Source organism: Erwinia aphidicola, from assembly GCF_014773485.1.
Lineage (GTDB): Bacteria > Pseudomonadota > Gammaproteobacteria > Enterobacterales > Enterobacteriaceae > Erwinia > Erwinia aphidicola.
Genome location: NZ_JACXBP010000010.1, coordinates 56,973 through 69,992 on the forward strand (window position 1 = coordinate 56,973; position 13,020 = coordinate 69,992).

Below are 13,020 nucleotides of genomic sequence, written 5' to 3' on the forward strand. Positions count from 1 at the left end.
GTATTGTTATTTGTTTGGCGGGTGTGGGTACAGCGGGCAGCCCCTGGTAGCGCTGCCCGGCGCGAACAGCTAGCCCGCGATTTTCTTCTGCCACAGCGTGGTGCCCTGCTGGATTTGATCCAGCAGCACGCCGAGGCCCCAGAATTTTTCCAGCACGTTATCTTTGTTCACGCGGCAGAACTCGCTGCTGAAAGTGCCCAGATGCTGATGATAAATTTTGGCATTTTTCGGGTAGCCCAGCGTCTCCGTGACCGCGGACAGCGACAGGAACAGCGACAGCTCCTGGGCTTTTTCCGGCTGCTCTGCCCCGTGGTGATACAGCCAGTGATATAGCTCCGGGTGGAAGTTGGTAAACACACCGCTAAAGCCTTTCGAGCCTGCCTGGATAGCGGGCCAGGCGATCGCCGCGTTGGCGTTGATGATATTGAACGGCGTGCCCTCTGCCAGCTTCACGCGGCGCTGCACGGTCGGCAGGTCGCAGCTGACATCTTTCAGCACCACGAAGCGGCCGCTGTTGGCGCAGAAGCTGAACTCTTCGTCGCTCAGCAGGCGGCGATACGGGGCCGGGCACTCGTAAAGGCCAAGCGGCATGCTGGCTGGCAGGGCTTCCAGCAGCGCGTTCAGCGTGGAGAAGAATACCTCGCTGCCCTCGTTTTTCGGGTCAAGATGGTTGGTCACCAGCACCAGCGCATCGATGCCGGTGGCGGCCATCGCGTTCAGCTCTTCGATCTGCGCGTCAAGCGCATCGCTGATATGGCCGGAGGCAATCACCGGTACGCGGCCCTGCACTTTGCCGACCACAAATTCCGCAAGGGATACGCGCTCCTGCAGCGACAGGAACTGCATTTCGCTCGACTGGCAGACGGCAAACAGCGCATCAACGCCCTGCGTCAGATACCAGTCAATTAAACGTTCGAGGCCCGGATAGTCGATCTGGTTATCAGGGGTAAACGGCGTCAACATCACCGGGACAATACCTTCAATCTTCTTCATCTTGTTCTCCTGATGGCAGCGTACTGCCTGAAAATAGGGCGGTTCAGCGCTGCGCCAGTCGCGCAACCACCTGGGGGTGATCGGGCATATTGCTGGCCCCTTCACGCTCCACCGCCAGTGAAGCAAACGCCGCGGCGTAAGTGGCCGCCTGCGCAATGGTCTGTCCGCTTGCCAGCGCGGCGGCGAAGGCGCCGTTAAAGGCATCGCCCGCGCCAGTGGTATCAACGCTGAGCGCCGGAAATGCCGGAATATGCTGGAACTGCCCGTTATCGAGGATCAGCGCGCCGCGCGAGCTCATAGTGATAATCACCCGCTTCGCGCCCTGGCGCACGATGGCCTGCGCCGCTTCTCTGGCGCTCTCCAGATCCGTCACCTCAACCCCCGAGAGCAGCGATGCCTCAGTTTCATTAGGGGTGATCACGTCGACATACTGCAGGCATTTGAGTACATCGTCCGAGAACGGCGCCGGATTCATAATCACCCGCACGCCCAGCGTATTGGCCAGCTTCATGGCGTTGAGCGTGGCGGAGAAGTTGTTCTCCAGCTGTAGCAGCAATACGTCAGCGCCGGACAGCTCGTGCGTCATCTCCGCCACTTCGGCATCGGTGAGCGTCTGATTGGCGCCGGAGTAGATGGCGATCATGTTTTCGCCATCCTGCTGCGACACATAGATAATCGCATTGCCGGTCGGCTCGCTTTCACTCTGATAGAGCTTGAAGGAGTGAATATCCGATGCCGAAAGGTGATCGAAAGCAAACTGGCTGAACTGGTCTTTACCCACTTTAGAGACAAAGTGCACCCGCGCCCCGGTACGGCTGGCGGCCATCGCCTGATTGGCCCCTTTGCCACCCGGACCCAGCGTACTGCCAAGCGCCAGCAGCGATTCTCCGCCTCTGGGAAAGCGCGCGACCTTCGCCACGATATCGACGTTAAACGAGCCGAGAATACACACCCGCCCCTGGGTTTTACGCTTGCCGCGCTGCCCGTTCAGGCGCTGGCTTTCCAGCCGCTGCAGCAGCACTTCAAAGTTGCCGCCGGTCTCAGAAATCAACCTGGCCTGCAGATTGCGGCGTAACACCATCGCCCCGCCGTGGCAGCGCTGAATCAATCCCAGCCCCGCCAGCGCGGCCAGATCGCTGCGAATCGTCTCTTTCGATACGGCAAAGGTCCCGGCGAGCCAGGCGACGCTCAGCGTTTCATGACGATCGAGATACTCAAGAATGTGGTTACGCCGCTGTTCCAGATACATAGTCACCTCTTTGTCATTAAGAGACTAAGGGAGCACGAAACGTTTAAAAGTGATAGCGGTCATAGCGCGCGGGGAAAAACGGAAGCAAACGGAAGGGAAACCAAAGGGTGAAATGGTAGCGCTATCCGAGAGCGGAGACGATGTCACTCCCGGACAGGCAGCTTAGTGACATTAATAATGGCTAAAACGATTACTTTCCTGGGTCATTAACTTCACCAGCTTTGGATGAACAAATAACTTCTCCTTTCCTGCACTGATTTCGCTTAACACACCAATATCACACAACTGTTTCAGATAACTTGAGGCCGTCTGGCGTCCAGCGATCTCTTTTTCAACCAGATTACTGATGCGGCAGTAAGGCTGCTCAAAGATAATCTGCACCAATTCATGGCTGTAGACTTTCGGTAACTGCTGACGGACATAGTCGGTCGTATGCTCGATCAGCGATCTGGCTGCCGCAATTTTTTGCGTCGTCCAAATTGCTGTTAATTCGACTGCTTTCAGCATATACAGGATCCATGGCTGCCAGTCACCCTGCTGAGTAACGCCAGTCAGCAGGCGATAATAATCCTGCTTATTACGGACGATGTAGTGGCTAAGGTAAAGAATCGGTAAGCTCAACAGCCCCTGCTCGATCAGGTACAGGATATTGATGATACGCCCGGTACGGCCATTGCCATCTCCAAAGGGATGGATCGCCTCAAACTGATAGTGCGCCGCCGCCATTTTAATCAAGGGGTCAATATCGTCTTCCTGATGCAAAAAGGTTTCCCAGTTTGCCAGTAACGCGCGGATGATTTGCTCACCTTCGGGCGGCGTATAGATAATTTCCTGAGTAGCAGAATTGCGCAGCATCGTTCCCGGGACTTTTCGTATATCCATCTGCACCGACTTGATAGTGCTACAGACCTGAACCATGGTACTGATACAGAGAGGCCGGTGCTTTAATTCAATGAACCCTTGGTAGAGAGCGGTGCGGTAACGAAGCGCCTCTTTCGTAGCAGCATCTGCCCGCGCATCTTCTTCGGCAAACTGAAACAGCTTGTCCGATGTTGTGACAATATTCTCTATCTCCGAGCTGTCTTTGGCTTCCAGCAGCGGCAGCAAATTAATCAGCAGTCCCTGATTAGGCAAAAGCTCACCAGCCTGCTTCAGCTCAGCCAAAGCAGCACGCGCCCGAATACAGGCTTTAAGGATCACCCTGTTTTCTAACACTTCACCATCAGGCGGCAGAAGGGGAAGTTGGTTAAAAGGCCGGTCGGCTTGCCAGATCATGTTTAAATTATCCATTTTTTTCGACACGTGTTGAGTATATGTCGCTGCGCTTAACATGAAAACTGAACGTGTCGAAATTCTTCTGTTTTTTCGACACGTTTATGCGATATGTCGATGCGCTTAACATGAAGAGCAAACGTGTCGAAATTATCCTCTTTTTTCGACATGAGAAAAATAACAGGCAGAGTGCAGACGAAAAAAAAGCAGACCCGAAAGTCTGCTGTTTGCTGCGAGGTGACCGAATGCGGGGCGACCGGAAAAGAAGGTCGCCCCCTACGACGGGCCTGTTCTGTCAGATATCGATGTTCGCCGCGCGCAGGGCGTTCTCTTCGATAAAGGCGCGGCGTGGTTCTACCGCGTCGCCCATCAGGGTGGTGAACAGCTGGTCGGCCGCCACGGCGTCTTTGATGGTCACGCGCAGCATACGGCGGCTGTCCGGATCCATGGTGGTTTCCCACAGCTGATCCGGGTTCATTTCGCCCAGACCTTTATAACGCTGTACCGACAGGCCACGGCGCGACTCTTTCACCAGCCAGTCCATCGCCTGCTCGAAGCTGGCAATGGGCTGACGGCGCTCGCCGCGCTCGATAAAGGCATCTTCTTCGATCAGGCCGCGCAGTTTCTCACCGAGGGCGCAGATTTTACGGTATTCGCCGCCGAGCATAAACTCAGTATCCAATGGATAATCGGTATCAACCCCGTGCGTTTTAATACGCAGCACCGGCTCGAAGATATGCAGCTCACGGTTTTCGCGTACCAGGCCGCTAAAGGTGCTGCCGTGCTGGTCGTTATCGTTGAGATACTTCACCAGCCCATCCAGCCAGCCCTGCACCGGCGCTTCCGCCGCCAGGTCGCTCAGCGTCGCGTGGTAGATCAGCGCATTAAGCAGGGCAACCGGATAGCGGCGCTCCATACGTTTGATCATCTTGCGCGTGCTGTTGAACTCAGACACCAGGTCTTCCAGCGGCTTGCCGCCCAGCGCTGGCGCACTGGCGTTAGCGTGCAGCGTCGCCCCGTCCAGCGCGATAGCGATCTGATACTGGTCCATCGCCTCATCGTCTTTAATGTACTGTTCCTGCTTGCCTTTCTTCACCTTGTACAGCGGTGGCTGAGCGATATACACGTGGCCACGCTCGATGATTTCCGGCATCTGGCGGTAGAAGAAGGTCAGCAGCAGCGTACGGATGTGAGAACCATCGACGTCCGCATCGGTCATGATGATGATGCTGTGATAGCGCAGCTTGTCCGGGTTGTATTCGTCACGGCCAATGCCGCAGCCCAGCGCGGTGATCAGCGTTGCCACTTCCTGAGAAGCCAGCATCTTGTCGAAGCGGGCTTTCTCAACGTTGAGGATTTTACCCTTCAGCGGCAGGATTGCCTGGTTCTTACGGTTACGCCCCTGCTTGGCAGAGCCGCCCGCAGAGTCCCCTTCCACCAGGTAGATTTCGGACAGCGCCGGGTCACGCTCCTGGCAGTCGGCCAGTTTGCCCGGCAGGCCTGCCAGGTCGAGCGCGCCTTTACGGCGGGTCATCTCACGCGCGCGGCGTGCAGCTTCACGCGCGCGCGCGGCGTCAATAATTTTACCCACGACGATTTTGGCATCGCCCGGGTTTTCCAGCAGGTATTCAGACAGCAGTTCGTTCATCTGCTGCTCAACCGCCGATTTCACCTCGGAAGAGACCAGTTTATCTTTGGTCTGAGAGGAGAATTTCGGGTCCGGCACTTTCACCGAAACCACGGCAATCAGCCCTTCACGCGCATCGTCACCGGTGGCGCTCACTTTGGCCTTCTTGCTGTAGCCTTCTTTATCCATGTAGGCGTTCAGGGTACGGGTCATGGCGGCGCGGAAGCCAGCCAGGTGCGTACCGCCGTCGCGCTGCGGGATGTTGTTGGTAAAGCAGTAGATGTTTTCCTGGAAACCGTCGTTCCACTGCAGCGCCACTTCCACACCAATGCCGTCTTTCTCGGTTGAGAAATAGAACACATTCGGGTGGATCGGGGTTTTGTTCTTATTCAGATACTCAACGAACGCCTTGATACCACCTTCGTAGTGGTAATGGTCGTTCTTGCCGTCACGCTTGTCTTCCAGCTTGATTGATACGCCGGAGTTCAGGAACGACAGCTCACGCAGACGCTTAGCCAGAATTTCGTATTCGAACTCGACCACGTTGGTAAAGGTCTGATGGCTTGGCCAGAAACGCACGCGCGTCCCGGTCAGATCGGTTTCACCGGTCACGCTCAGCGGGGCCTGCGGCACGCCGTGCACGTAAATCTGCTGATGGACTTTGCCTTCACGGCGGATGGTCAGCTCCAGTTTTTCCGACAGGGCGTTAACCACGGAAACCCCTACGCCGTGCAGGCCGCCGGAAACTTTGTATGAGTTATCATCGAACTTACCGCCCGCGTGCAGCACGGTCATGATCACTTCAGCGGCAGAGATACCCTCTTCTTCGTGGATGCCGGTTGGAATACCACGGCCATCATCGACAACGGAGACAGAGTTATCCGCATGAATGGTAACCAGAATGTCTTTACAGTGACCGGCGAGCGCTTCGTCAATGGCGTTATCCACGACCTCAAATACCATGTGATGCAGACCGGTGCCGTCATCCGTATCGCCGATATACATACCCGGGCGCTTGCGTACCGCATCGAGCCCTTTTAGAACTTTGATACTGGAGGAGTCATAAGAATTCGACATCAACTTTTCTCGCTCGTTTAATCTTCAGGTTGAACCGCTATTTTACCCTGTTCTACGTTGAACATCTTGCCCTTTTCATCAGTCATATCGAAGACATGCTCGGCCGCAATGGCACTGACAAAAACCTGGGCCTGAGTGGCTTTTAAGCGCGCTGCCAGCAGGTGGCGGCGCGTTTCGTCCAGCTCAGAGGCAAAATCATCTATCAGATACAGGCAACGTCGCCCGTTCTGTCGGGTGAGAAACTCACCCTGCGCCAGTCTCAGGGCGCACATCAGCAGCTTTAACTGGCCGCGAGACAGTAAATCTTCCACCGGCGTCCCCTCAGCGCGAATACGAAAATCCGCCTTATGGGGGCCGCTGGCCGTGTAGGTCAATGCCCGATCGCGCTCAAAATTGCGTTCGAGCAGGTCGGCGTAATCACTCTCTTTGTCCCAGCCGCGCTGAAAGGAGAAGCTCAGCTGAAACTCCGGCAGAAACTGCGCGCAGGTGGCGTTGATATCCGCCGCTATCGCTTCGCTGTAGGCGGCACGCCAGGCGCTTATCTGCTCTGCCAGCGGTGCCAGCTCCTGGTCCCAGGCGCGGATCTGCTGGTAGCGCGACACCTGGCGCAGCGCGGCGTTGCGCTGCTTCAGCAGGCGACGCAGGTTGCTCCAGGCGTTGAAAAATCCCGGCTCGTTATGAAAACATCCCCAGTCGATATAAGCACGGCGGTACTTTGGGCCGCCGTTCAGCAGCGTAAAGCCCTCCGGGGTGATCAGCTGCATGGGCAGCATCTGCGCCAGCTCGGCCACTTTATGCCCGTCGCTGCCGTCAATGCGCACCTTGCTGTCACCGGCGCGGTTTTTCGTCAAGCCAACGGAAACTTCACGCTCGTTACCGGCAATACGCCCGTGCAGAACAAACGCATCCTGCTCGTGGCGGATCACGCGGCCCGCCTGCAGGCTGCGAAACGCCCGGCCATGCCCCAGGGTGTAAATCGCTTCCAGCACGCTGGTTTTACCGCTGCCGTTTGGCCCCACCAGGAAATTAAATCCCGGGGCCAGCGCCAGGTCCGCGTTTTCGATATTACGGAAGTCTTTGATAAGAAGGCGGGTTAAAGCCATGACACCGATCCAGAGCAGCGGGATGTAGGGGCCGCACATGTGCGGCCCTGGGTCAGGCATGCCTGACCCCTACGAAATATGGGGATTAAATCAGCAATTACAATCTCATCGGCATGACAACATAGGCCGCGGACTGACTGGCCGCATCTTCGATCTGCACGCTGGAAACGGAGTCGGTCAGCAGCAGACGCACGTTCTCGCACTTCAGCGCGTTGAGCACATCCAGCACGTAGCTGACGTTAAAGCCGATTTCGAGATCGCTGCCGCCGTAGGTGACATCCAGCATCTCTTCCGCTTCTTCCTGCTCCGGGTTATTCGCGGTAATTTTCAGCTGATTTTCGCTGATATACAGGCGAACGCCGCGGAACTTCTCGTTGGAGAGAATGGCGGCACGCGAGAAGGCCTGCTTCAGCAGATCGCAGCTGGCATCCAGCGTTTTGTCCGGATTCTTCGGCAATACGCGGCGATAGTCCGGGAAACGGCCATCAACCAGCTTCGAGGTAAAGATAAAGTCACCCACGTGCGCACGAATATTGTTGCTGCCGATCTGCACCTGCAGTGGCGTGTCGCCACCGTCCAGCAGACGCACCAGCTCAATCACCCCTTTACGCGGCACGATCACCGAATGGCTCGGCAGCGCCTGGCCGACCGGCATCGAGCAGACTGCCAGACGGTGCCCGTCGGTTGCCACGGTGCGCAGCTCTTCACCTTCGGTTTCAAACAGCATCCCGTTGAGGTAGTAGCGCACGTCCTGATGAGCCATAGAGAACTGCGTGGCTTCGATCAGGCGCTTCATCGTCGCCTGCGGCAGAGTGAATTCAACCTCACTCTGCCAGTCGTCGAGGTTCGGGAAGTCGCTGGCGGGCAGGGTGGAGAGCGAGAAGCGGCTGCGGCCGGAGCGCACCAGCATTCTTTCGCCGTCCAGAATCACCGTGATCTCCGCACCTTCCGGCAGGCCACGGCAGATATCAAAGAATTTGCGCGCCGGAACGGTAGTCGCGCCCGGCTCGTGGTCCTGCGTCAGCGCAACGCGGGCCACCATCTCCATTTCTAAATCGGTGCCGGTCAGCAGTAGGGTGCCTTCATTAACCTGCAGCAGCAGGTTTCCGAGGATAGGCAGCGTCGGGCGGCCGCCTAACGGGCTGCTGACCTGCTGTAATGGCTTGAGTAAATGCTCGCGTTCTACAATAAATTTCATAGTCAGGAAGATAATGTTCTGATGAGATTTGAGAAATCTTCTTTAATGTCGTGACTCTCTTCGCGCAGCTGCTCAATTTTTCGGCAGGCATGTAGCACGGTGGTATGGTCACGACCCCCGAAAGCATCACCGATTTCCGGCAGACTGTGGTTGGTCAGTTCTTTTGCCATCGCCATCGCCATCTGGCGCGGGCGGGCTACCGAGCGCGAACGGCGCTTCGACAATAAATCGGCCACTTTGATTTTATAATACTCAGCGACGGTCTTCTGAATATTATCAATGGTGACCAGCTTCTCCTGCAAGGCCAGCAGATCGCGCAGCGCTTCGCGCACGAAATCGATGGTAATGGCCCGGCCGGTAAAGTTGGCATTAGCGATCACGCGGTTCAGCGCCCCTTCCAGCTCGCGCACGTTAGAGCGCAGGCGCTTGGCAATAAAGAAGGCCACTTCGCCCGGCAGACGAATGTCGTTTTCGTCAGCCTTTTTCATCAGGATTGCCACGCGGGTTTCCAGTTCTGGCGGTTCGATCGCGACCGTCAGCCCCCAGCCGAAGCGGGATTTCAGTCGATCCTCAACGCCGTTGATCTCTTTCGGATAACGGTCTGAGGTCAGAATGATCTGCTGATTACCTTCCAGCAGGGCATTAAAGGTGTGGAAAAACTCTTCCTGCGATCGCTCTTTATTCGCAAAGAACTGAATGTCATCGATCAGCAGCGCATCAACCGAACGGTAGTAGCGCTTAAACTCTTCAATGGCGTTGTTCTGCAGCGCTTTGACCATGTCCTGCACAAAACGCTCGGAGTGCATGTACACCACTTTGGCATTCGGCTTGCGCGCCATAATGCCGTTACCCACCGCGTGCAGCAGGTGCGTTTTACCCAGACCGGTGCCGCCATAAAGGAACAGCGGGTTGTAGGCTCCGCCAGGGTTATCCGCCACCTGACGTGCCGCCGCACGTGCCAGCTGGTTCGATTTACCCTCAACGAAGTTGTCAAAGTTGTGTTTAGTATTGACGTTGGAGCGGTAGGAAAGCTCTGCCGGAGCCGGCATATTGTCCCAGCTTGGCCGCATCGGCGCCGGGCGGCTGATAATGCCTGGAGAGCTGGCATTGGCGCTGGCTAACACGGGCTGGCTGATGGCCTGCGCCACCGGCTTACTGCCGACTTCAAAACGCAGCAATGGCACATTGCTGCCGCAGAAGTCATTCAGCAAGGCATTAATATTATTCAGGTATTTATCCCGAACCCAGTCGAGTACAAAACGGTTTGGTGCATACAAGGCCAGCGTATTGTCATTCAGTTCGGCCTGCAAGGGGCGTATCCACATGCTGAATTCTGTGGCAGGTAGCTCATCCTGTAAACGGGCAAGACACTGTTGCCAAAGCGTTAGTGACACGGCGGACTCCACTCGAAAAAGTTCGATAAGAAATAAAGGCGCTGAAGCGATAATTTCATCATTGTTGACGCATGCCGATGATACGCATGCGAACCGCTATCCGCGGTTACTCCGCCCGTCCCCGACATTGATACTACTTTCGGGTTAGGATCCGACCCGGGGATCGTTAGCGGAAGGGCGGATCATAGCGTAAAGCGCAGCAGAGATCTTCACTTTCTACACAGTTTTGATCCAATTTATCCACAGGGGCGGATAGCGGGGATAAGTTTACGCCACCCTGCACAAAAGGCATTCAGGATCGTCTGCATTCGTTGAAATTTAATGGTGCCGTCACGTTATTGCCGCAAATGTGATGTAACAGGATCGCGAGAAGATCCTGCGCGATCCTTGCGCTTTTTACTGGACACCGTATAATTTGTGCCCCGGCGTGTGCGCCATGGCCGTTTTGGCTGTTTTTCGGTCACTACGGGCAATCAGGATGCGCTTTTCACGCGAAGTAAATTGACTCTGGACTGTACAATTATTACAATCCCGCCTCTTTATTAAAGACACACTGAGGCGTCGGTCGTTTTTTCGGGCCAGATAACGCGTCACCAAGTGAAATTTTTCAAGTTTAGGTAGAAATCGCCATGAAACGCACTTTTCAACCGTCCGTACTGAAGCGCAACCGTTCACACGGTTTCCGTGCTCGTATGGCAAATAAAAATGGTCGTCAGGTTCTGGCACGTCGTCGTGCTAAAGGCCGTTCTCGTCTGACCGTTTCTAAGTAATAAAAGCTAACCGCTGAGTGGTTAAGCTCGCATTTCCCAGGGAGTTACGTTTGTTAACTCCCACTCATTTCACTTTCGTCTTCCAGCAGCCACAACGGGCTGGCACGCCGCAAATCACCATACTCGGCCGCCTGAACACGCTGGGGCATCCCCGCATCGGTCTCACCGTCGCCAAAAAACATGTTAAACGTGCGCATGAACGCAACCGGATCAAGCGATTGACCCGCGAAAGCTTTCGTCTGCGTCAGCATGAATTACCGGCAATGGATTTTGTGATTGTGGCGAAAAAGGGTGTCGCGGATCTGGATAACCAGGCACTGACGGAAGCGTTGGAGAAACTATGGCGTCGTCACTGTCGCCTGGCTCGCGGCTCTTAATCGGGCTGATTCGCGTTTATCAGCGCGTGATCAGCCCGCTTTTAGGTCCCCATTGCCGTTTCCATCCCACCTGTTCTCAATACGGTATTGAGGCATTGCGCAGGTTCGGATTGGTAAAAGGGTGTTGGTTGACGCTAAGACGCATATTAAAATGCCACCCTTTAAACCAGGGTGGCGACGACCCGGTGCCGCCACATAACCATTGATCTCAGAGAACATTAACGATGGATTCGCAACGCAATCTTTTTCTCATCGCTTTTCTGTTCGTGTCCTTTATGATCTGGCAAGCCTGGCAGACGGACCACGCTCCGCAGCCATTGCAGACCCAGACCACGCAGAACACGACCAGCGCTGCCGGTGATGCCGCTAATCAGGGTGTACCTGCCAGCGGACAGGGCAAAACGATCACCGTTAAGACCGATGTCCTGTCTTTAAACATCAATACCCGCGGTGGCGATATTGATCAGGCACAGCTGCTGACTTACCCGGACAAACTGGGTTCAGACCAGCCTTTCCAGCTGCTGGAAACCACACCAGGCTTCCTGTATCAGGCACAAAGTGGCCTGACCGGTCGTAATGGCCCGGATAACCCGGCCAATGGTGCGCGCCCTCTGTACACCAGCAGCCAGGATCACTTCGAACTGGCAGAAGGCCAGAGCGAACTGCGTATCCCGCTGACCTTTACCGCTGAAAACGGCGCGACCTACACCAAGACCTTCGTCCTGAAGCGCGGCGAGTACGCGATCACCGTCGATTATCAGGTCAACAACGCCACCCAGCAGCCGCTGGAAGTGTCGATGTTTGGTCAGCTGAAGCAGACCATTGATCTGCCGAAGCATCGCGATACCGGCAGCAACAACTTTGCGTTGCATACTTTCCGCGGTGCGGCTTACTCCAGCAGTGAGACCAACTACGAGAAGTACAAATTCGACAAGATCAGCGATAACGAAAACCTGAGCACCACCACCACCAACGGTTGGGTGGCGATGATGCAGCAGTATTTCGCCACCGCATGGGTTCCGCAGACTGCGGGCAGCAACACGCTTTACACCAGTAACCTGGGTAATGGTATTGCCGCAATCGGCTACAAATCTGCGCCAGTGACCATTGCGCCGGGTTCTCAGCAGCAGCTGGCTGCGACCCTGTGGGTTGGCCCGGAAATTCAGGACAAAATGGCGGCGGTTGCCCCACACCTGGATCTGACCGTGGATTATGGCTGGCTGTGGTTTATCTCCCAGCCGCTGTTTAAGCTGCTGAAGTTCCTGCACAGCTTTATCGGTAACTGGGGCTTCTCAATTATCGTTATCACCTTCATCGTGCGCGGCATCATGTACCCGCTGACCAAAGCGCAGTACACCTCGATGGCCAAAATGCGCATGCTGCAGCCGAAGATTCAGGCAATGCGTGAGCGTTTAGGTGAAGACAAGCAGAAGATGAGCCAGGAGATGATGGCGCTGTACAAAGCGGAGAAAGTGAACCCGCTTGGCGGCTGTCTGCCACTGGTTATCCAGATGCCTATCTTCCTGGCACTGTACTACATGCTGATGGGCTCGGTGGAACTGCGCCATGCGCCGTTTGCACTGTGGATCCATGACCTGTCCGCACAGGACCCGTACTACATCCTGCCGATCCTGATGGGTATCACGATGTTCTTCATTCAGAAGATGTCGCCAACCACCGTGACCGACCCGATGCAGCAGAAGATCATGACCTTTATGCCGGTCATCTTCACCGTGTTCTTCCTGTGGTTCCCGTCTGGTCTGGTGCTGTACTACATCGTCAGTAACCTGGTGACCATTCTCCAGCAGCAGCTGATTTATCGCGGGCTGGAAAAACGTGGTCTGCACAGCCGCGACAAGAAAAAAGCGTAATTTGTCCGTAGGGGCGAGGCATGCCTCGCCCGTGCTAAATTTCGGCACAATGCTTACACTAAGGCGGTCATCATGACCGCCTTTTTTTA

At 55.6% G+C, this 13,020-nt stretch carries 10 protein-coding genes and 1 pseudogene; 4 read left to right on the plus strand and 7 right to left on the minus strand.

Features of this window, described 5'->3' with window-relative positions:
- Positions 1–69 precede the first annotated feature (69 nt).
- The 7 genes from ID864_RS20265 to dnaA form a co-directional block, all read right to left on the minus strand.
- Positions 70–993 (minus strand): dihydrodipicolinate synthase family protein, encoded by a 924-nt coding sequence (locus tag ID864_RS20265; RefSeq protein WP_099754512.1) that lies wholly within the window; start codon positions 991–993, stop codon positions 70–72.
- Between the two features lie 43 nt (positions 994–1,036).
- Positions 1,037–2,242, minus strand: a complete 1,206-nt coding sequence (gene rbsK / locus ID864_RS20270; protein WP_062818523.1) for a ribokinase — start codon at positions 2,240–2,242, stop codon at positions 1,037–1,039.
- A 171-nt stretch (positions 2,243–2,413) separates the two neighbouring features.
- Positions 2,414–3,517, minus strand: coding sequence for a protein adenylyltransferase Fic (gene fic / locus ID864_RS20275; protein WP_048917908.1), 1,104 nt, complete (start codon positions 3,515–3,517; stop codon positions 2,414–2,416).
- A 292-nt stretch (positions 3,518–3,809) separates the two neighbouring features.
- Entirely contained in the window at positions 3,810–6,218 is a 2,409-nt protein-coding gene (gene gyrB, locus ID864_RS20280; protein ID WP_048917909.1) for a DNA topoisomerase (ATP-hydrolyzing) subunit B, read from the minus strand.
- 17 nt (positions 6,219–6,235) lie between these two features.
- Positions 6,236–7,321 (minus strand): DNA replication/repair protein RecF, encoded by a 1,086-nt coding sequence (gene recF / locus ID864_RS20285; protein ID WP_048917918.1) that lies wholly within the window; start codon positions 7,319–7,321, stop codon positions 6,236–6,238.
- A 97-nt stretch (positions 7,322–7,418) separates the two neighbouring features.
- Positions 7,419–8,519, minus strand: coding sequence for a DNA polymerase III subunit beta (gene dnaN, locus ID864_RS20290; protein ID WP_191150280.1), 1,101 nt, complete (start codon positions 8,517–8,519; stop codon positions 7,419–7,421).
- A 2-nt stretch (positions 8,520–8,521) separates the two neighbouring features.
- Positions 8,522–9,913: a chromosomal replication initiator protein DnaA gene (gene dnaA, locus ID864_RS20295; RefSeq protein WP_048917911.1), complete on the minus strand. Its 1,392-nt coding sequence runs from the start codon at positions 9,911–9,913 to the stop codon at positions 8,522–8,524.
- Between the two features lie 629 nt (positions 9,914–10,542).
- Between dnaA and rpmH the strand changes: the two genes are divergently transcribed.
- From rpmH to yidC, 4 genes and pseudogenes are all read left to right on the plus strand, one after another.
- Positions 10,543–10,683 carry a 50S ribosomal protein L34 gene (gene rpmH, locus ID864_RS20300; RefSeq protein WP_003023858.1) on the plus strand — a complete coding sequence of 47 codons (141 nt, stop codon included), beginning with the start codon at positions 10,543–10,545 and terminating at the stop codon, positions 10,681–10,683.
- A 17-nt stretch (positions 10,684–10,700) separates the two neighbouring features.
- Positions 10,701–11,060, plus strand: coding sequence for a ribonuclease P protein component (gene rnpA / locus ID864_RS20305; RefSeq protein WP_048917912.1), 360 nt, complete (start codon positions 10,701–10,703; stop codon positions 11,058–11,060).
- Positions 11,024–11,282 (plus strand): annotated as a pseudogene (gene yidD, locus ID864_RS20310) (membrane protein insertion efficiency factor YidD). The gene rnpA and the pseudogene yidD overlap by 37 nt, the downstream one beginning before the upstream one ends.
- A 2-nt stretch (positions 11,283–11,284) precedes the next feature.
- On the plus strand, positions 11,285–12,931 hold the full coding sequence (yidC, locus tag ID864_RS20315; protein ID WP_048917913.1) for a membrane protein insertase YidC: 1,647 nt from the start codon (positions 11,285–11,287) through the stop codon (positions 12,929–12,931).
- Positions 12,932–13,020 lie beyond the last annotated feature (89 nt).

Excerpts from the sequence above, each read along its gene's own strand:
- ID864_RS20265 (WP_099754512.1), bottom strand. The coding sequence starts at position 993 with ATGAAGAAGATTGAAGGTATTGTCCCGGTGATGTTGACGCCGTTTACC.
- rbsK (WP_062818523.1), bottom strand. The coding sequence starts at position 2,242 with ATGTATCTGGAACAGCGGCGTAACCACATTCTTGAGTATCTCGATCGT.
- fic (WP_048917908.1), bottom strand. The coding sequence starts at position 3,517 with ATGATCTGGCAAGCCGACCGGCCTTTTAACCAACTTCCCCTTCTGCCG.
- gyrB (WP_048917909.1), bottom strand. The coding sequence starts at position 6,218 with ATGTCGAATTCTTATGACTCCTCCAGTATCAAAGTTCTAAAAGGGCTC.
- recF (WP_048917918.1), bottom strand. The coding sequence starts at position 7,321 with ATGGCTTTAACCCGCCTTCTTATCAAAGACTTCCGTAATATCGAAAAC.
- dnaN (WP_191150280.1), bottom strand. The coding sequence starts at position 8,519 with ATGAAATTTATTGTAGAACGCGAGCATTTACTCAAGCCATTACAGCAG.
- rpmH (WP_003023858.1), top strand. The coding sequence starts at position 10,543 with ATGAAACGCACTTTTCAACCGTCCGTACTGAAGCGCAACCGTTCACAC.
- yidC (WP_048917913.1), top strand. The coding sequence starts at position 11,285 with ATGGATTCGCAACGCAATCTTTTTCTCATCGCTTTTCTGTTCGTGTCC.